Below are 18,086 nucleotides of genomic sequence, written 5' to 3'. Positions count from 1 at the left end.
GGGCATGGATATGGGCTTGGATTCGGTCGCGGCATCGAATTCAACCGACGCGTGCCACGACGGTGCCGCCGCACCGCGCATCCTGCTCGTCATCCCCTGCTTCAACGAAGAAGCCTCGATCGGCAATCTCCTCGATGAGATCGCCGCGACCCGCCGCCGCTATCACACCCTCGTCGTCGACGACGGCTCGTCCGACGCAACTAGCGCGGTCGCAGCTTGCCGCTCACCGGTCGCCCGCCTCGCGCACAATCTCGGTATCGGCGGCGCGGTGCAGACCGGCATCAAATATGCGGCGCGTCAGGATTTCGATTTCTGCATCCAGATCGACGGCGACGGCCAGCACGATCCACGCGCCATCGAGACGCTGCTGAACGCCTATCGCAAAGACCCCGCCAACATCACCATCGGAAGCCGCTTCATCGACAATGCCGGCTTCTGCTCGACGCGCATGCGGCGCGCGGGCATCAAGCTGATCGTGCTGGCGCTCAACAGCCTGTTCTCCGGCGGACGCATCACCGATCCGACCAGCGGCATGCGGCTGCTCGACCGCTCCGCCATCGCCTTCTTCGCGAAGGCCTATCCTGCGGATTTCCCCGAGCCGATCTCACTGGCCTGGGCGATGCGCGCCGGCCTCACGGTCAACGAGGTCCCGGTCGAGATGCGGGCGCGCGAAACCGGCGTCAGCTCGATCGACGGGCTGAAATCGGCGAGCTACATGATCCGCGTCCTCGGCTACATCCTGCTCGCGCGTCTGGTGAGATCGCCATGACGCGCTGTTCCACATCGTCCTGCCACTTCACCAGCTCGTCGAACATCCCGAGGGGACCGCGATGACGGACGTTCTTCCCAGCTTAGAGACGGTCATCGTCATCTCCGTCTTCGCACTGATCTACATGCTGATGCTGCTGAAGAGGACGCTGCGGGGCAGATTGGATCTCTACGATTTCCTGATGCTGTCCATGGTGGCGATCATCCCGGCGGCGTTCGCCTTGTTTCCGAGCATCGCCTATCTCGTCAGCCATTTGACCGGCGTCGTATTTCCATTCGTGGTGATGTTCGGCGCCCTGTTCCTGGTGGTCTTCGCGTTCATGCACAACATGACGGCGCGGCTGCACAGGCTGGAGCGGCAGAACTGCGCGCTGATTCAGGAGCAGAGCCTGCTTGCGCTGGAGCTGCAGGCAAAAAAGAGCGGCCGGTCCGACGGTTGAGCTCGGCCGCCAGATTGCCTCAACGCCGGATCGCTTCACCGCCAGATCACCTTACCGCCAAGTCGCAATCAGGGGCTTGCCATCCAGCACTTCCGCAATGCGCAGCCGCGTGCCAACCGTGGTCCCCTCGGGCAGCGCATTGATCGCGAAGAATCCGCATTCGACGATCTCGCGGTTGGGCTCAGGGATGCGGTCCTGCCGGAAATGCCTGACCACGTAGACTGCGACGTGATCGCGGCGGGAAACGTGGCTGTTGAGGAAGATGCCATGCAGCTCGGCAGCACCGGTGAGGTCGATTTCGCCCTCCTCCTTGAGCTCGCGCCGCATCGCCTGTTCCATGGTCTCGCCGAGATCGACGCCGCCGCCGGGCAAATACCAGCCGCTGACATAGCTGTGCCGGACCAGGAACACGCGGTTGTCGGCATCCAGCACCACGGCGCGGACGCCGAGCGTCATGCCGCGGACGATCAGGAAATAGGCGTGGAAGAATCGCCGCAGCAGCGGCTCGGCTTTCCGTCGGACACGGTTCAGACGTTCTCCCATCAGGCTTCCTCGACGCCGCGGTTCAGGCTCTGCTTGCGCGTTCCTTGCGAGCTTGCCATTACAGCAGAGCAATAGCGAGGCAATCGCGCCCCATGGCTCCCAACACGATGGCTCCCAACACGCTGGCTCCCTTCACGCTCGCCCATCTGTCCGATCCGCATCTGGCGCCCCTGCCGAAACCGCGGCTGATCGAGCTCGCGGGCAAGCGCGCGTTCGGCTACGTCAACTGGACGCGCAACCGCCACAAGTACCAGCGCCGCGAGGTGCTCGACGCGCTGGTTGCCGACATGAAGGCGCAGGCGCCCGACCACATCGCAGTGACCGGCGACCTCGTCAACCTCGCGCTCGAAGCCGAGTTCGCGCCGGCTCGCGCCTGGCTCGACGAGGTCGGCCCGCCCGACCGCGTCACGACGATTCCTGGCAATCACGACGCCTATGTCCGCGCGACCTTCCACCGCTTCGGCGAAACCTTTGCTCCCTATCTCTCGGGCGACGACGGCCGCATCGGATTTCCCTCGGTGCGCCGGCGTGGGCCTCTCGCGCTGATCAGCCTGTCCACGGCGGTGCCGACGCTGCCGCTGATGGCAACGGGCACGCTCGGACGCGATCAGCTTGCAGCCCTCGAAGCGCTGCTCGATCGCCTCGCGGCCGAGGACGTCTTTCGCGTGCTGCTGGTGCATCATCCGCTGAAATCCGACGCGCGCCAGAAGCGGATGACGGACGCAGCCGCGCTGCTGGCGCTGCTCAAGCGCCACGGCGTCGAGCTGATCCTGCACGGGCACGACCACATTCATTCGACGATGTGGTTCGAAGGCCCCAACGGCAACATTCCCGCGCTCGGCGTGCCCTCGGCCTCCGCGCTCGCGCACGGGCGCTACCCGGCGGCGGCGTATAATCTGCTCAGAATCGAGAAGGACAATGCCGGCTGGCGCTGCGAGCAGACGGTGCGCGGGCTCGGGGCCGGTTTTCAGGTCGGGCAGATCAAGCATGTGAGGCTGATCTAGCTCGCTATCATTCCGCAGCATGAGCGACTGTGCGCAATTGCGCACCTGAGAATCCATCGGGCCGCAGTGCGTGGCGATGAATGGATTCCGGGTTCGCGCTTCGGGCGCCCCGGAATGACGTGAAGAAAATTCACCAGCTCCGCAAGGCCGCCACCACGGCAAGCCCGAACAGCGCGGCGGCGCCGAGCACGAATCCGAACACGAACGGCCAGAGGCGCGAGCGACGCGGCGGCGGCTCGGCCACCGGCATGGGTTCGGGCGGGACCACCATGGCCCGCTCGCGCTCGACCATGCGGCGCGCGACATAGTCGGTGACGGCCTCGACGATTGCCCCGGTGTCGTGCGATTCGGCGAGCACGATGCGGCCGAAGCGGGTGTCCTGGACGAAGCGGTACATCCGCTTGTCGCGTCCCATCACGATGTGGGCGACGACGTCGATCCACAGCCGCGGCGTATCGCCCTGGCTGACGCCGCGGTCGAACAGGTCGATCTGGTCGGGCACCTGAGCGAACAGCGGGTCGAGCGCATCATTGAGGATTTCGAGCCGCGCCACCTCGGCGTCCCTGAGATCGACCACGACGCCGGTCCGGTCCGCGGCCTCGATCCGCGCACGCAGCAGCGCATCGCGCAGCCGCACCGGGCGCGGCTGGCCGGGAGGGGTCCCGCTGGTCTCGGGCTCTGACATGGTCGGCCTCGTCCTCGACTTATCCTCATTAACCTATCAGCAACCACACCCTCAGCAAAGACCCACAATTCCAGATACTTACGGCGCCCACAGCCGTTTCGCCTGTGCCAAAAACAGACGATCCCACCCAGGCAGAGCCTGGATGGGACCATCCGTCCTTGGACGTCTTCTTAAGTGAGGGCGATCAGGCCGAGACCCGCGAGGGCTCCTCCACGATCGAGAAGCGGACGCCGGCCTTGTGGCGGCTCTCTTCCGAGACTTCCTTCCAGCAGTCCTCCGCTTCCTTGCGGGTCTTGAACGGACCCTTGACCTGGGCGGAGCCCTCCACGAGCTTGTGGAAGTTCATCGAGCCGAACTCGCCGCCGATCACCCAGAAATTGCTGCCTTTGGTCATTGTCAGTCTCCTGTCCAATAGCGTGCTGCGTTAGCCGAACTGGTTCATCGTGTTGTGGGCGCCGCCCGCCTTCAGGGCAGCCTCGCCGGCGAAGTACTCCTTGTGGTCGTCGCCGATGTCAGAGCCGGCCATGTTCTGGTGCTTCACGCAGGCGATGCCCTGACGGATCTCGGCGCGCTGGACGTTCTTGACGTAGCCCAGCATGCCCTGCTCGCCGAAATACTCGCGAGCGAGATTGTCGGTCGAGAGCGCCGCCGTGTGGTAGGTCGGCAACGTGATCAGGTGGTGGAAGATGCCGGCGCGCTTGGCCGAATCCGCCTGGAAGGTACGGATGCGCTCGTCAGCTTCCTTGCCCAGCGGCGTATCGTCGTACTCCGCCTTCATCAGCTCGGCACGGTTGTACTTGCTGACGTCCTGGCCCGCTTCCTTCATCGCGTCGTAGACCTGCCAACGGAAGTTGAGCGTCCAGTTGAACGACGGCGAGTTGTTGTAGGCGAGCTTGGCATTCGGCACCACCTTGCGGATGCGATCGACCATGCTGGCGATCTGCTCGATATGCGGCTTCTCGGTCTCGATCCAGAGCAGGTCGGCGCCGTTCTGCAGCGAGGTGATGCAGTCGAGCACGCAGCGGTCCGCACCGGTGCCGGGACGGAACTGGTAGAGGTTCGAAGGCAGGCGCTTCGGACGCATCATCTTGCCGTCGCGGTTGATGATGACGTCGCCGTTGCGAGCGTTCTCCGCAGTGATCTCCTCGCAATCGAGGAAGCTGTTGTACTGGTCGCCGAGGTCGCCGGGCTTGTGGCTGACGGCGATCTGCTGCGTCAGGCCGGCGCCGAGCGAGTCGGTGCGGGTCACGACGATGCCGTCTTCGACGCCGAGCTCGAGGAAGGCATGGCGGCAGGCGCGGATCTTCGCCAGGAAGACCTCGTGCGGCACGGTGACCTTGCCGTCCTGATGGCCGCACTGCTTCTCGTCCGAGACCTGGTTCTCGATCTGCAGCGCGCAGGCGCCCGCCTCGATCATCTTCTTGGCGAGCAGATAGGTCGCTTCCGCATTGCCGAAGCCGGCATCGATGTCGGCGATGACGGGCACGACGTGGGTCTGGAAGTTGTCGATCTTCGCGATCAGCTCCTTCTCACGGGTCGTGTCACCTTCCTTGCGCGCCTTGTCGAGCAGGCGGAAGATGTCGTTGAGCTCACGGGAGTCCGCCTGACGCAGGAAGGTGTAGAGCTCCTCGATCAGCGCCGGCACCGAGGTCTTCTCGTGCATCGACTGGTCGGGCAGCGGACCGAACTCGGAGCGCAGCGCCGCGATCATCCAGCCGGAGAGGTACAGATAGGTGCGATCGGTCTTGCCGCCGAAGTGCTTCTTGACCGAGATCAGCTTCTGCTGGGCGATGAAGCCGTGCCAGCAGCCCAGCGACTGGGTGTACTTGGTGGGGTCCTTGTCATAGGCCGCCATGTCGGCCCGCATCAGCGCCGCGGTGTAGCGGGCGACGTCGAGGCCGGTCTTGAAGCGGTTCTGCAGGCGCATGCGGGCGACGGCCTCGGCCGACACGCCGTTCCAGGTGGGCTGGGTCTCGAGGAGCGCCTGAGCCGCCTTGACCTCGTCCTGATACGAGGACGGGCCCTGGAGGGTGCTGATGCCGCGCGGCTGATAGTTCATGTGCCTAATCCCTTTGCTGGCGATGGCGATGGCAGGCCATCGACATTCTTGACAGTGCATTGCGATATGCGTGTCAGGAGCTAAACGCGAAAACGGAAACTTCGTATAGATGGCTTGTTTTTTATTGGTGATGTCATGTAACATCAGAACATGTAATAGATGTTATTTTGTAAATATTGTAAAATAATAGGTCAGCAAGCCTGTCCTTGTACGACTCTGGAGATCCGAGACATGCCCGCCAGTTCCGGCAAGAAACTCTTCGTCGGCCCGCGCTTCCGGAGAATCCGGCAGCAATTGGGGCTGTCGCAGACCCAGATTGCCGAGGGGCTCGGGATCTCGCCGAGCTATGTCAATTTGATCGAGCGAAACCAGCGCCCGGTGACCGCGCAGATATTGCTGCGGCTGGCCGAGACCTATGACCTCGATCTGCGCGACCTCGCCACCGCCGACGAAGACCGCTTCTTCGCCGAGCTCAACGAGATCTTCTCCGATCCCCTGTTCCGCCAGATCGACGTGCCCAAGCAGGAGCTGCGCGACCTCGCCGAGCTCTGCCCCGGCGTCACCCATGCGCTGCAGCGGCTCTATGCGGCCTATACCGAGGCCCGCCAGGGCGAGACGCTGGCCGCAGCGCAAATGGCCGACCGCGACGTCGGCACGCGCTACGAAGCCAACCCGGTCGAGCGGGTGCGCGAGCTGATCGAGGCCAACCGCAACTATTTTCCGGAGCTGGAGCAGGCCGCCGAGACGTTGCGGGATGAGCTGAACGTGCCGGCCGAAGGACTCTATGCGGCGCTGGCCGCCCGGCTGCGGGAAAAGCATTCGATCCAGACCCGCGTCATGCCGGTCGACGTGATGCGCGAGACGCTGCGGCGTTTCGATCGCCACCGCCGCCAGCTCCTGATCTCCGAGCTGGTCGACCCGCCCGGCCGCGCCTTCCAGCTCGCCTTCCAGCTTGGCTTAGGGGAATGCGCGCAAGCCCTGGAGAGCATCATCGGCCGTGCCGGACCGCTCGACGACGCGCCGCGCCGCCTGTTCCGCATCACGCTCGGCAATTACTTTGCGGCGGCGGTGATGATGCCCTATCCGGCGTTCCTCGCCGCCGCCGAAGCGCTGAACTACGACATCCACGTGCTGGCGCAGCGCTTCAATTCCGGCTTCGAGCAGGTCTGCCACCGGCTCACGACTTTGCAGCGGCCGAACGCGCGCGGCATCCCGTTCTTCCTGCTGCGCGTCGACAATGCCGGCAACGTCTCCAAGCGCTTCTCGTCAGGCACCTTCCCGTTCTCGAAGTTCGGCGGCACCTGTCCCCTGTGGAACGTGCATTCGACCTTCGACACGCCCGACCGCCTGCTCAAGCAGGTGATCGAGCTGTCCGACGGCACGCGCTATTTCTCGATCGCGCAGATGGTGCGCCGCCCGGTCGCGCCGCACCCGCTGCCGCAACCGCGCTTCGCCATCGGCCTCGGCTGCGAGATCCGCCATGCCGCGCGCCTCACCTATGCCGCCGGCATGGACCTGGAGAAGACCGAGGGCACGCCGATCGGCGTCAATTGCCGTCTCTGCGAGCGCGAAAACTGCGCCCAGCGCGCCGAGCCGCCGATCACGCGCACGCTGATTCTGGATGAGACGACGCGAAGGGTGTCGAGTTTTGCGTTCTCGAATGCTCGGGAGTTGTGAGGGAGTATCTCTTGCGGGAAGCGAGCCCACTCACACCGCTGTCATGCCCCGCGAAGGCGGGGCATCCAGTACGCCGCGGCCCATTGGCTCCATCATAACTGTCACGGAGTACTGGATCGCCCGCCTTCGCGGGCGATGACAGCGGAGAATGTGGCGCGACTGACCCGCCAACGCCTCACGCCAGCGTATGCACGATCACGGGGCCCGCGGCGGCGCTCGCATGCCCGGCGAGCAGCGGGCCGAGATCCTTTTCGATCCAGGCGATCGCGCGCCGGTTCGCTTCCTCGGCCTGCTCGAACTTGTCGAAGATCGAGATCGCGGTGACCGTGTCGTCGCCGGCATAGACGACGTAATAGGCGCGGAAGCCGTCGACGTCGCTGATGATCGGAACGGCGCCGTCCTTGATGCGGCGCGCCAGCTCTTCCGCACTCCCGCTTTTCGCCTTGGCCTGACGGATGGCGGCATACATGGCATCCTCCCTTCCGGCTCGTGATGAGGGGCTTGTTGCCCGGAACGATGTTACGCCGAAGCGCCCCGCCAATCCATGCTTGGTTAACCCTGCCCTAATCCGCTGCGGCGTTCTGCAACCAACGGTTAAGCACGCCTCAACATCGGTGCCTTAGTCTCGCCCCACTCACTTTTCGCAAACAACGGTGACCTATTGTGCCGGGCGAAGTGACATCAGGGGGTTCATCATGCGCATTGCGTTGCTGCTGACCGCAATCATCGTCGGCGCGCTCTTCGCCAGTCCGTCCCATGCCGGATCGCTCGATGCCGATGCAGCACAGCCGCTGCCACCGGGCTTCCAGAGCTACCGCGGCTACATGTTCGACCTGTCGGAGAATTCCGACCGCAAGGACGTCGACAAGCTCACCGACAATCTGAAGCAGCAGATCGACCTCGTCGAAGGCGCCGGCCTGTCGCCGCGCGTGCTGCGCTTCTTCCATACGGTGCCGATCGTCGCGAGCGAGCTCGCCTGCCTCGACGAAGGCGCCGCGACCGCGTGCTACGGCCGGGTCACGCCGGACATCCGCCGCACCGCGCCGCGGACGCTCACGGTGTGGGATCCGGACAAGCAGCGCTGGACCAATCCGAACGCCGTCGACCTCGCGGTCGATTCGGGGCTCGGCGTGATCATGCTGCGCCCGGACATGATGCGCTACGAGAAGGAGGCCGTGCTGCTGCACGAGCTGCTTCACGCCTATCATGCGCGGCTGCTGCCGGACGGCTATTCCAACAAGGGCGTGATCGCCTACTACGCCCTGGCGAAGTCCAAAGACCTGCTGCCCAAGGACAGCTATGCGATGAAGAATCCCATGGAGTTCTTCGCGGTGACCGCCAGCATCTTCCTGGCCGGAAAGAGCGAATTCCACGACCCGAAGTCGCGCGAGACGCTCAAGGAGAAGATGCCGGACTATTACAAATATCTGGTCGGCGTGTTCGGATTCGACCCCGAGCCGGCGGCGGCGAACGGTCCGGTTGCCTCGCTGAAATAAGGCACCCCGCCGAAACATTGGAAAGCCGCGCGCCATGCGCGGCTTTTTTGGTTTTGGCCGGCCAGAAGCTGCGGATGACACCCGGCCGGGAATTGCCAAGGCGGGGCCCGATCTGCATAGTCCCGCCCGCATCGATACCTGATTTCAAGAGGATAGAACAACATGGCGGACGCCGACCTGGATGTCGTGATCCGGCAACTGGCCAGACAGCTGCATACGGGCCTGATGACCCGCGCCAAGGAGCGGCGGGATCGCTTCAACGGCCTTGCGGCCAAGGCCAAGAGCAAGGAGACAGCCGAGCGCTTCAAGATGATGGCCAAGGCCACTCTGGAGCAGGCCACCGCTGCCGCCAAGCGCCTACAGATGTCCGCCGACAACGTCGCCGACAGCTACGCGCGGTCGATGCGGATCGCCGCCAGCACGCCGGTTGCGGTGAAGGTGGAGAAGAAGGCCAAGGACGAGAAGCCGGCGAAGAAGGCTGCCAAGGCGAAGAAGGCGAAAGCCAAGAAGGCGAAGTAAGCGCTGGAATTCTTCCCTTCTCCCTTGTGGGAGAAGGAGGCGGCCATGGGCCGCCGTTCTGAGGAACGCCGAAGCAAAGCTTCGGCTATGGCGCCGGATGAGGGGTTGCCTCCGCAAACTCAACGCAAGAGATTCACGCGCGGAGAGATACCCCTCACCCGTCTCGCCGCTACGCGGCGAGCCGCCCTCTCCCACAAGGGGGAGAGAGGGTACAGAGAGCAAGATCCACGAGAATTTTATCGCCTCGGCACGGACGCCTGCGCCGGCTCGGCGCTCGCGAGTTCGGCGAGCTTGGCGCGGGCGGCTTCGCGCGCGCGGCCGTCCTTGCCTGATGGCAGCGCCAGCGCCGCCTCGAAATCGGCGCGCGCGTCGTCGGCCTGGCCGCGGGCGAGGAACGCGAGGCCTCGGTCGAGGCGGGCCTCGGCATTGCTGGGATCGAGGCGGACCGCCGTGTTGTAGCTCAGGATGGCGCGATCGAGATCGCCAGTGGCGGCGAGCGCGAGGCCGCGCTGGTGATAGGGCGCAGCGAGCTTGGGATCATGCGCGATCGCCTCGTCATAATCGGCGATGGCGAGCTCGAGGTCGCCGTTCTGGCGGCGCGCGAGCGCGCGGTCGCGATAGAGCGCAGCGCGGTTGGGATTGAGGTGAATCGCCTCGTCGAAATCGGCGATCGCCCGCCTGAAGTCGCCATGGCGCAGCGCGATCCGTCCGCGCCCTTCATAGGCAAAGGCGATCAGCGAGCCGCGCAGCGGCGAGAAGCCGATCACCGCCGAACAGATGTCGGGATCGTCCTCATCGCCGCAATTGACGACCATGTGCGTGGACAGGCCCAAGAGCACGCAAAGGACGATCAGCAATGGTATGGCAAACCTGGTCATCTTCGACGGTGACCGGCAGTGGGCCGGCCACACATCCCCTTTCGAAGAAAGCATCACCCGCGCGTGTTAGCACCCGATCAGGCGATCCTGTGTGCGCCAGGTCACAAAACCGGCCTCGATCCGGGCCGGCTCCGTCAGCCCCAAGGACCACGTGAGGGGCCACGCGACGGACCTCGCGACGACGAGCGCCCCCACGGTCCCGCCGGCGGATAGTTCTCGTTGGCACCGACCGACGGCGCCGCCCGCGTGCCGAGCTCGGCCGCCAGCTGCTGGAGCGCGGCGATGCGGTTCTGCGTCGAGGGATGGGTGGCGAACAGATTGTCCACGCCATGGCCCGACAGCGGGTTGATGATGAACATGTGCGCGGTCGCGGGGTTTCGCTCGGCCTCGTAATTCGGCACCTGATGCGCGGCACCCTCGATCTTGACCAGCGCGGAGGCCAGCCACATCGGTTGTCCCGCGATGCGCGCACCGAGATTATCCGCGGCGTATTCGCGCGTGCGGCTGATCGCCATCTGCACCAGCATGGCGCCGAGCGGAGCGAGGATCATCATCAGGATCGAGCCGACGATGCCGAGACCATTGTTGTTCTCGCGATTGCCGCCGAAGAACATGCCGAACTGCGCCAGCATGGAGATCGCGCCGGCGATGGTCGCAGTGATCGTCATCAACAGCGTGTCGTGATTTTTGATATGGGCGAGCTCGTGCGCGATCACGCCGGCGAGCTCCTCGCGGCTGAGTTGGCGCATCAGGCCCGTGGTGACGGCGACCGCGGCATTCTCCGGGTTTCGCCCGGTCGCGAAGGCGTTGGGCTGCACCTCGTCCATCAGGAACACGCGCGGCATCGGCAAGCCGGCGCGGCCGGCGAGCTCGGCGACGAGCCCGACCAGCTCCGGCGCAGTCGAACGGTCGACCTCATGGGCGCCGTACATCGAGAGCACCATGCGGTCGGAGTTCCAGTAGGTGAAGAGATTGGTCGCCGCAGCAATGACGAGCGCGATCATGGCGCCCGAGGCACCGCCGATCAGATAGCCGACGCCCATGAACAGGGCAGTCAGGCCTGCAAGCAGCATTGCGGTACGAAGATAGTTCATGGCCGTCTCCTGGGCCGGCCGCGGGCAAACCTTCGGCCGCCGCTCCAGAACTATGAATGCCGCCAGATCCCGCAAGGTCGTGCGTCGCCCGGCCGCAGATCCATCTCGCATCAGGACTGGGGCAGCAGCCTTGCTGGCCCCGCTAAACCTTGATCGGGATTTGCGCAAAAACGCGCACGGACGCTTAGCAATCTGGAAAGCGCATCTCCGCTTAAGTGGCGGTAGCCCGGCACACCCCGCGGTGGTTGCGCATTGACCGCTTCCGTTGGCACCCGTCAGCAAGGTGACCGCCATGATGGACCGCTCGCCCGCTTCCGTCGATCCCGCATCCGCTTCCTCTCCTCACGACACCAGGACCGACGCGAAGGGATTGCAGGAAGCGCTGTACGAGCAGATGTTCGCCAACGACGAGCCCGGCCGCGCACCCGAAGCGCCGATCGCGCCGGACGCGCCGCGTCGCTGGTCCCGCCTGCGGCGGAGCACCAAGATCGTCATCGGACTTGCCATCATCGCGATTTTCGGCTGGCTGCCGCTGCGCGCGTTGTGGGAGAATTCGAGCGTCGAGGCGGTGCTGAATTCGCGCCTCGTCACCCTGCGCACGCCGATTGGCGGGCGCGTATCGGCCGTCCGGCACGTCACCGATCAGGCCAGGCTCGATGCCGGAACCGTGGTCCTGCGCGTCGTGAACTCGCGCGGCGACCGCACCCGGCTCGACGATCTCCGGCGGCAGAAAGCGCGCCTCGAGAACGAGCGGCCGAGCCTTGCCGCAAAACTTGCCTTGGCTCAGGCCGCGCAAAAGGATCTGGCGCGGCAGGCCGCGCAATTCCGCGAGGGACGCGTGCTGCAGCTCGAGGCCCGTATCGCGGAGATCCAGACCTCGATCGAAGCAGCGGCCGCGCGGCGGGACGAGGCCAGCGCCGCGGTGGAACGTGCCTCCTCGCTGGCGAAATCCGGCAATGTCTCGACCGTCGAGCTGGCCCGCCTGACACGCGAGCTCTCGGTGTCGCAGCAGACCGAGCTCGGCGCGCGCAAGCGGCTGGATGCCGCCAAGGTCGAGCTTGCCGCCGCACAGAATGGCTCGTTCCTCGGCGACAGCTACAACGACCGGCCCAGCTCGGTGCAACGCGAGGAGGAGATGCGTCAGCGCGCCGGCGACCTCGAGGCCGATCTTGTCCGCGGCGACACCGAGATCGCCTGGCTCGGCAACGAGATCATCGTCGAGGAGGTTCGCTTCGCCGATCTCTCCGAGGCCAACATCACGACACCCGTCGCGGGCCGCGTCTGGGAGATGATGACCTCACCCGGTGAGGACGTGCAGGCCGGCCAGCCCCTGCTCAAGGTGCTCGATTGCAGCGGCGCCGTCATCACCGCCAACGTCACCGAAAGCGTCTACAACCGCTTGCAGCTCGGCGACCGCGCGACGTTCGAGCCGAACGACGGCGGCGACGCGATCTCCGGTGCCGTCGTCAATCTGACCGGTGCCGCCGGCGCGCCCGCCAACCTCGCCATCAATCCCGACGCGCTGAGCAAGGAGCCCTATCGCGTGACCGTCGCGCTGGGCGATATCGCCGCGCGCACCTGCACCGTCGGTCGCACCGGACGCGTCGTGTTTGCAAGGCATGAGCCCGCGTCGTGATGGCGGCGCTGACACCCGGCCTGATCACGCTCGGCGCCTTCATGGCTATCGTGCCGCTGTTGCGGCGCGACAGCACGAAGGCGCGCTCGTTGCTGGCCATCGTGTCACTCGTTTTCCTGCTCCGCTATCTCCATTGGCGCGTCACGGCAACTCTTCCGCCGCCGCATCTGACGGCCGATGCGGTAATCGGCTATCCCTTCATGCTGCTGGAAGTGGCCTCGCTCGTCGCGGTCACGCTGTCGCTGTTCTTCCTGAGCCGAACGGTCGACCGTACCGGATCGTCCAGGATCGACGGCCGCGCCACCGATCCCGCCGCGCCGCTGATCGACGTTTTCATCTGCACCTACAACGAGGAGCGATCGATCCTGGAGCGCACGATCATCGGCGCGACCGGAATGGAGTACGGCAATTACCGGGTCTGGGTGCTCGACGACGGCCGCCGGCCGTGGCTGCGGCGCCTGTCGGGCGAGCTCAACTGTCACTATCTCACGCGCCGCGACAACCATCACGCCAAGGCCGGCAACATCAACCATGCCCTCAGGCATGTCGGCACACTATCGGAGCGGCCTGACTTCATCGCCATCCTCGACGCCGACTTCGTGCCGCGGCCCGACTTCCTCGCGCGAACCGTCTCGCTGATGGACGATGCCTCGGTGGGCGTGGTGCAGACACCGCAGCACTTCATCAATCCCGATCCAATCCAGACCAACCTTGCCGCAACCGACGTCTGGCCGGACGAGCAGCGGTTCTTCTTCGACATCCTGATGCCGGCAAAGGACGCCTGGGGTGTCGCCTTCTGCTGCGGCACCTCATCGCTCATTCGATACGACGGACTGGTGCAGATCGGCGGCTTTCCAACCGAGTCCGTGACGGAAGACTATCTCGTGACGTTGCGCCTGAAGGAATTCGGCCTCACCACGGTGTATCTCAACGAGCGGCTGACGATCGGACTCGCGCCGGAGGGGCTGAAGGAATACATCACCCAGCGCGCGCGCTGGTGCCTTGGCTTCATGCAGATCGTCCGCGGCCGCAGCGGACCGCTCTCGCAGGGGTCTAAACTCTCCTTCATCGACCGACTGTCCCTTGTGGACGCCTTCATGAGCTGGTCGGCAGTCTACGTTTCGAAGGTGGCCGGGCTCGTGGTGCCATGGCTGTTCCTGCTGTTCGGCATCAAGGCCGTGCAGGCGAACCTCACCGAACTGCTACGCTTCTTCCTGCCGTTCTACGTCTGGCACGGTCTCACCATGGCCTGGCTGTCGCGCGGCCGTTCGCTCGCCATGATGACGGACGTGTCGCAACTCATCGCCGCGCCCGCGGTGCTCAAGGCCGTCGCCACCGGTCTGACGAAGCCGAAAGGGCATAAATTCAGGGTGACCGCGAAGGGCGGCGACCGCGACAGGCGATTTGTCGAATGGCCGCTGCTGCGGCTCTATGGCTGCGCCCTTCTCATCACGCTCGCCGCCATCGCCTATGCCTTCATCCTGCACCTTCGCGGCGAGAACATCGCCTATGGCGGACTGGCGCTGGCCTGGAGCCTCTACAACGCGCTCATCCTCACCGTGGTCTGCTTCGTCTGCATCGAGCAACCGCGCAAGCGCAAGGCGGAGCGCTTCGATCGCAACGAAGCCATCCTCCTGCGTCAGGCCGGCAAGTCGCATCTGGCGCGGCTCGCCGACATCTCCATCACCGGCGCCCGGCTGATCGATCCCGATCCGCCGCTCCCCGGCAGCACGATCGAATGCAAGATCTACGGCCGCTCGATCGCGGCCGTCGTGGTCCGACGCACCACGGATGGATTTGCCGTGCGGTTTGAGGAGGGGATGGACACGCGCGTGCATGCGATCAGAGCGTTTTATGCCGGCGAATATGTCCGCGCGTATCGGGGCGTCAGGGCACTTCCGGTCGGGAAGGCGCTGCTGATGCGGCTGTTCGGCTAATCCCCGCGACAGCGGCTCGCTCGCATGCCAAGCGGCACGGCATGGAAAGTATGGTCTGGAGCCGTCACTTCACCTAGACTTCGGGCGAATCCACGCCTGCCCTCCCCGCCGGAACCCCCATGCTCCAGATCCGATTTGCGATTGCGGCCGCCGCGCTCCTCGCATGCCCCGCCAGCGCCTCCGCCCAGCTCGCGCCGCCGCCCGCCAGGCCTGTCGCGCCAAGAGCCTCCGTGCCCTCGCCGCGCGCGGCTTCTTGTCATAATGGCGCGAGCTTCGATCGCTTCCTGGCCGACGTGAAGAGCCAAGCGGTGGCGGCCGGCGTGTCGCAGCGGACGATCGCGGAGGCCTCGCCTTATCTCATCTACGACCAGGGCATCGTCAACCGCGACCGCGGCCAGCGCGTGTTCGGCCAGCTCTTCACTGAATTCGCCGGACGCATGGCCGCGCCCTATCGCATGCAGAACGGCCAGCAGCACATCAAGCAACATGCGGGCGCGTTCGCGCGCGCCGAGAAGGAATATGGCGTACCGCCGGCGGTGATCGCCGCATTCTGGGGGCTGGAAAGCGACTTCGGCGCGAACATGGGCAATCTGCCGACGCTGAAATCGCTGGTGTCGCTCGCCTATGACTGCCGCCGCTCCGAGATGTTCGTGGGCGAGACCATCGCCGCGCTGAAGATCATCGACCGCGGCGATCTGCATCCCGACGAGATGATCGGCTCCTGGGCCGGCGAGCTCGGGCAGACCCAGTTCCTGCCGGTGCATTACGCCAACTACGCCGTCGACTATGACGGCGACGGGCGTCGCGACCTGTTGCGCTCGCCGGCCGACGTGATCGGCTCAACCGCAAATTACATCGCCAACGGCTTGAAGTGGCGGCGCGGCGAACCCTGGCTTGAGGAGATCAAGGTGCCGCCAAACCTGCCGTGGGACAAGACCGATCTCACGGTGAAGGAGCCGCGCTCGACCTGGGCGCAACTCGGCGTCACCTATCCCGACGGCCGTCCCCTGCCGAACGACAATCTGCCGGCGTCCGTGCTGCTGCCGATGGGACGCTTTGGGCCGGCTTTCATGGCCTATGCGAATTTCGCGGCCTACACCGAGTGGAATAACTCGCTGATCTATTCGACCACGGCGGGCTATCTCGCCTCACGCATTGCGGGTGCAGCTCCCATGCGCAAGCCGGCCCAACCGGTCCCGCAGCTGCCGTTCAACGAGCTCAAGGAATTGCAGCAGCTCCTGGTGCGTGCCGGCTTCAATGTCGGCAAGGTCGACGGCGTGATGGGCCAGCAGAGCCGCGCCGCCGTGAAGGCGATGCAGATCAAGTTCGGCCTGCCCGCGGATTCCTGGCCGACCGCCGAGCTGCTGGCACGGCTGCGCGGCAGCACGGCGCAGGCGCAGCCGGCGGGCGTGGTGCGATAGAATTTTCGCACCGCACAAGCCCTCCCCGCGATTGTATTTTTCCATGAGCCTCCCATGTGAGTGGATCAGGTTTTCTCCTGAGGTTTCCCATTCACAAGCGAGCATCACATGTCCTTCTACGACGCGGTCGTCCCTGCCTATTTGCAAATGCTGAACAGCGTGACCGGGCTGCTTACCAAAGCCGAGGCGCATTGTGCGGCCAAGAAGATCGATCCCAGCGTCCTGCTCGGCTCGCGCTTGTTTCCGGATATGCTGCCGCTGTCGAAGCAGGTCCAGCTCGTCAGCGATTTCGCCGCCAAGGGCTGTGCCCGCCTGACGCATAGCGAGGTCCCCTCGACGCCCGACACCGAGACGAGCTTCGCGGAGTTGAAGCAGCGGCTGGCGAAGACCATCGACTACGTGAAGTCATTCAAGCCGGAGCAATTCGAGGGCGCCGAGACCAAGGACGTCACCTTCCCGGCCGGCCCGGACAAATCCATCACCATGAAGGGCCAGCAATTCCTGAGCGCCTTCTCGCTGCCGAATTTCTATTTTCACGCCACGACGACCCACGCAATCTTGCGCCACAACGGCGTCGAAATCGGCAAGCGCGATTTCATGGGCGCGAACTGATTTGCCAAATCGCACGGTTGCGTGGTGGAATTCTCCTGCCGCAGCCGGAATTGCACATGAATCATGCTACGCGGCCCGGCCGCGTAGCTAGCCTGCGCTTTGAGTATGGCTCCGCCCTTGCGCCTGATGTCGCGATGCACAAGTGTTCCTGACCTTTCACCGTCTGGAACATCGCAAATGAGCCGTTCGACCAAATTGTTTGAGACCTACAAGCTCGGCCCGATCACGCTGGCCAACCGCCTCGTCATGGCGCCGCTGACGCGCAACCGCGCCGTGCCCGGCACATTCGTACCCGGCGCGCTCGCCGCCGAGTATTACGGCCAGCGCGCCTCCGCAGGGCTTCTGATCACCGAAGCGAGCCAGGTCTCACAGCAGGGCCAAGGCTACCAGGACACCCCCGGCATCTACAGCAAGGACCAGGTCGCCGGCTGGCGCAAGGTTACCGACAAGGTCCATGAGCGTGGCGGCAAGATCTTCATCCAGCTCTGGCATGTCGGCCGCATCTCGCATGTCGATCTGCAGGCGAATGGCGCGGCCCCGGTGGCGCCGAGCGCGATCCGCGCCAAGGGCAAGACCTTCGTGAACGGTACTTTCGCCGACGTCTCCGAGCCGCGCGCGCTGGAGCTTGCCGAAATTCCCGACATCATCGACGATTTCAAGCGTGCCGCCAAGAACGCGCTGGAGGCCGGCTTCGACGGCGTCGAAATCCACGGCGCCAACGGTTATCTGCTCGACCAGTTCGCCAAGGACGGCGCCAACAAGCGCACCGATGCCTATGGCGGCTCGATCGAAAACCGCGCGCGGCTGATGCTCGAGGTGTCCAAGGCCGTTGCGACGGAGGCCGGCGCCGATCGCACCGGCATCCGCATCTCGCCGGTGACGCCGGCCAACGACATCTCCGACAGCAATCCGCAAGCTTTGTTCGATCACATCGTCGACGGTCTCAGCGCGCTGAAGCTGGTCTATCTCCACGTCGTCGAAGGCGCCACCGGCGGCCCGCGCGACTTCGCCCCGTTCGACTATGCGTCCTTGCGCAAGCGCTTCGCCGGCGCCTACGTCGCCAACAACGGCTACGATTTCGATCTCGCCACCAAGGTGCTGGATGCGAACGCGGCCGACCTCATCGCCTTCGGCAAGCCCTTCATCTCCAATCCCGACCTCGTCGAGCGGCTGAAACAGGGCGCAGCGCTGAACGACTGGGACAAGAACACCTTTTACGGCGGCGGCGCGAAGGGATACACGGACTATCCGGCGCTGGCGGCCGAGCCGGCGGAGTGATCTTCTCCCTCTCCCCGCAAGCGGGGCGAGGCTAAGAAA

Annotated in this window: 18 protein-coding genes; 11 read left to right on the top strand and 7 right to left on the bottom strand. The window is 65.0% G+C overall.

Features of this window, described 5'->3' with window-relative positions; genetic code table 11:
* The first annotated feature begins 4 nt into the window (after positions 1–4).
* Both XH83_RS08550 and XH83_RS08545 read left to right on the top strand, forming a co-directional pair.
* Complete coding sequence (locus tag XH83_RS08550; RefSeq protein WP_246776442.1) at positions 5–769, top strand: glycosyltransferase family 2 protein; 765 nt, start codon at positions 5–7, stop codon at positions 767–769.
* 61 nt (positions 770–830) lie between these two features.
* Complete coding sequence (locus XH83_RS08545; protein WP_194406572.1) at positions 831–1,208, top strand: DUF2304 domain-containing protein; 378 nt, start codon at positions 831–833, stop codon at positions 1,206–1,208.
* Positions 1,209–1,259: 51 nt separating this feature from the next.
* Here the strand turns inward: XH83_RS08545 and XH83_RS08540 are convergent, their stop codons facing one another.
* Positions 1,260–1,751, bottom strand: coding sequence for an NUDIX domain-containing protein (locus tag XH83_RS08540; protein WP_194406571.1), 492 nt, complete (start codon positions 1,749–1,751; stop codon positions 1,260–1,262).
* A 122-nt stretch (positions 1,752–1,873) separates the two neighbouring features.
* Between XH83_RS08540 and XH83_RS08535 the strand changes: the two genes are divergently transcribed.
* Entirely contained in the window at positions 1,874–2,755 is an 882-nt protein-coding gene (locus tag XH83_RS08535; RefSeq protein WP_194408202.1) for a metallophosphoesterase, read from the top strand.
* A 130-nt stretch (positions 2,756–2,885) separates the two neighbouring features.
* On the opposite strand, the gene XH83_RS08530 is transcribed toward XH83_RS08535, so the two are convergent.
* From XH83_RS08530 to XH83_RS08520, 3 genes are all read right to left on the bottom strand, one after another.
* A complete protein-coding gene (locus XH83_RS08530) occupies positions 2,886–3,440 on the bottom strand; it encodes a hypothetical protein (protein WP_194406570.1) in 555 nt (184 codons plus the stop codon).
* 184 nt (positions 3,441–3,624) lie between these two features.
* Entirely contained in the window at positions 3,625–3,834 is a 210-nt protein-coding gene (locus tag XH83_RS08525) for a hypothetical protein (protein WP_028134831.1), read from the bottom strand.
* A gap of 30 nt (positions 3,835–3,864) precedes the next feature.
* Entirely contained in the window at positions 3,865–5,499 is a 1,635-nt protein-coding gene (locus XH83_RS08520; protein WP_194406569.1) for an isocitrate lyase, read from the bottom strand.
* 231 nt (positions 5,500–5,730) lie between these two features.
* Here XH83_RS08520 and XH83_RS08515 point away from each other — a divergent pair, with 231 nt between their 5' ends.
* Positions 5,731–7,176 (top strand): short-chain fatty acyl-CoA regulator family protein, encoded by a 1,446-nt coding sequence (locus XH83_RS08515; protein ID WP_194406568.1) that lies wholly within the window; start codon positions 5,731–5,733, stop codon positions 7,174–7,176.
* A gap of 175 nt (positions 7,177–7,351) precedes the next feature.
* On the opposite strand, the gene XH83_RS08510 is transcribed toward XH83_RS08515, so the two are convergent.
* Positions 7,352–7,645, bottom strand: a complete 294-nt coding sequence (locus XH83_RS08510) for an antibiotic biosynthesis monooxygenase (RefSeq protein ID WP_014497428.1) — start codon at positions 7,643–7,645, stop codon at positions 7,352–7,354.
* A gap of 226 nt (positions 7,646–7,871) precedes the next feature.
* Between XH83_RS08510 and XH83_RS08505 the strand changes: the two genes are divergently transcribed.
* On the top strand, positions 7,872–8,672 hold the full coding sequence (locus XH83_RS08505; RefSeq protein WP_194406567.1) for a hypothetical protein: 801 nt from the start codon (positions 7,872–7,874) through the stop codon (positions 8,670–8,672).
* A gap of 162 nt (positions 8,673–8,834) precedes the next feature.
* Complete coding sequence (locus tag XH83_RS08500) at positions 8,835–9,191, top strand: hypothetical protein (protein WP_194406566.1); 357 nt, start codon at positions 8,835–8,837, stop codon at positions 9,189–9,191.
* Between the two features lie 236 nt (positions 9,192–9,427).
* On the opposite strand, the gene XH83_RS08495 is transcribed toward XH83_RS08500, so the two are convergent.
* Positions 9,428–10,069, bottom strand: coding sequence for a tetratricopeptide repeat protein (locus XH83_RS08495; protein ID WP_194406565.1), 642 nt, complete (start codon positions 10,067–10,069; stop codon positions 9,428–9,430).
* 134 nt (positions 10,070–10,203) lie between these two features.
* On the bottom strand, positions 10,204–11,163 hold the full coding sequence (htpX, locus tag XH83_RS08490) for a zinc metalloprotease HtpX (protein ID WP_194406564.1): 960 nt from the start codon (positions 11,161–11,163) through the stop codon (positions 10,204–10,206).
* Positions 11,164–11,455: 292 nt separating this feature from the next.
* Here htpX and XH83_RS08485 point away from each other — a divergent pair, with 292 nt between their 5' ends.
* The 5 genes from XH83_RS08485 (at position 11,456) to XH83_RS08465 (ending at position 18,047) form a co-directional block, all read left to right on the top strand.
* A complete protein-coding gene (locus XH83_RS08485) occupies positions 11,456–12,799 on the top strand; it encodes an HlyD family secretion protein (protein ID WP_194406563.1) in 1,344 nt (447 codons plus the stop codon).
* Positions 12,799–14,736 carry a glycosyltransferase gene (locus XH83_RS08480; protein ID WP_246776441.1) on the top strand — a complete coding sequence of 646 codons (1,938 nt, stop codon included), beginning with the start codon at positions 12,799–12,801 and terminating at the stop codon, positions 14,734–14,736. The genes XH83_RS08485 and XH83_RS08480 overlap by 1 nt, the downstream gene beginning before the upstream one ends.
* 119 nt (positions 14,737–14,855) lie before the next feature.
* Positions 14,856–16,157 carry a lytic murein transglycosylase gene (locus XH83_RS08475; RefSeq protein ID WP_194406561.1) on the top strand — a complete coding sequence of 434 codons (1,302 nt, stop codon included), beginning with the start codon at positions 14,856–14,858 and terminating at the stop codon, positions 16,155–16,157.
* A 108-nt stretch (positions 16,158–16,265) separates the two neighbouring features.
* Positions 16,266–16,769 (top strand): DUF1993 family protein, encoded by a 504-nt coding sequence (locus tag XH83_RS08470; protein ID WP_194406560.1) that lies wholly within the window; start codon positions 16,266–16,268, stop codon positions 16,767–16,769.
* Between the two features lie 177 nt (positions 16,770–16,946).
* On the top strand, positions 16,947–18,047 hold the full coding sequence (locus tag XH83_RS08465) for an alkene reductase (protein WP_194406559.1): 1,101 nt from the start codon (positions 16,947–16,949) through the stop codon (positions 18,045–18,047).
* Positions 18,048–18,086: the final 39 nt, after the last annotated feature.

Origin of the sequence: Bradyrhizobium sp. CCBAU 53351 (assembly GCF_015291745.1) — a bacterium.
In the GTDB taxonomy this organism is placed as follows: domain Bacteria; phylum Pseudomonadota; class Alphaproteobacteria; order Rhizobiales; family Xanthobacteraceae; genus Bradyrhizobium.
Note: the sequence above shows the minus strand (reverse complement) of the source record. Positions and strands in the feature narration are given on the sequence as shown.

Bases quoted from the DNA above. Each gene is read 5' to 3' on its own strand.
- XH83_RS08550 (WP_246776442.1), top strand. From the start codon at position 5: ATGGATATGGGCTTGGATTCGGTCGCGGCATCGAATTCAACCGACGCG.
- XH83_RS08545 (WP_194406572.1), top strand. From the start codon at position 831: ATGACGGACGTTCTTCCCAGCTTAGAGACGGTCATCGTCATCTCCGTC.
- XH83_RS08540 (WP_194406571.1), bottom strand. From the start codon at position 1,751: ATGGGAGAACGTCTGAACCGTGTCCGACGGAAAGCCGAGCCGCTGCTG.
- XH83_RS08530 (WP_194406570.1), bottom strand. From the start codon at position 3,440: ATGTCAGAGCCCGAGACCAGCGGGACCCCTCCCGGCCAGCCGCGCCCG.
- XH83_RS08525 (WP_028134831.1), bottom strand. From the start codon at position 3,834: ATGACCAAAGGCAGCAATTTCTGGGTGATCGGCGGCGAGTTCGGCTCG.
- XH83_RS08520 (WP_194406569.1), bottom strand. From the start codon at position 5,499: ATGAACTATCAGCCGCGCGGCATCAGCACCCTCCAGGGCCCGTCCTCG.
- XH83_RS08515 (WP_194406568.1), top strand. From the start codon at position 5,731: ATGCCCGCCAGTTCCGGCAAGAAACTCTTCGTCGGCCCGCGCTTCCGG.
- XH83_RS08510 (WP_014497428.1), bottom strand. From the start codon at position 7,645: ATGTATGCCGCCATCCGTCAGGCCAAGGCGAAAAGCGGGAGTGCGGAA.
- XH83_RS08505 (WP_194406567.1), top strand. From the start codon at position 7,872: ATGCGCATTGCGTTGCTGCTGACCGCAATCATCGTCGGCGCGCTCTTC.
- XH83_RS08500 (WP_194406566.1), top strand. From the start codon at position 8,835: ATGGCGGACGCCGACCTGGATGTCGTGATCCGGCAACTGGCCAGACAG.
- XH83_RS08495 (WP_194406565.1), bottom strand. From the start codon at position 10,069: ATGACCAGGTTTGCCATACCATTGCTGATCGTCCTTTGCGTGCTCTTG.
- htpX (WP_194406564.1), bottom strand. From the start codon at position 11,163: ATGAACTATCTTCGTACCGCAATGCTGCTTGCAGGCCTGACTGCCCTG.
- XH83_RS08485 (WP_194406563.1), top strand. From the start codon at position 11,456: ATGATGGACCGCTCGCCCGCTTCCGTCGATCCCGCATCCGCTTCCTCT.
- XH83_RS08480 (WP_246776441.1), top strand. From the start codon at position 12,799: ATGGCGGCGCTGACACCCGGCCTGATCACGCTCGGCGCCTTCATGGCT.
- XH83_RS08475 (WP_194406561.1), top strand. From the start codon at position 14,856: ATGCTCCAGATCCGATTTGCGATTGCGGCCGCCGCGCTCCTCGCATGC.
- XH83_RS08470 (WP_194406560.1), top strand. From the start codon at position 16,266: ATGTCCTTCTACGACGCGGTCGTCCCTGCCTATTTGCAAATGCTGAAC.
- XH83_RS08465 (WP_194406559.1), top strand. From the start codon at position 16,947: ATGAGCCGTTCGACCAAATTGTTTGAGACCTACAAGCTCGGCCCGATC.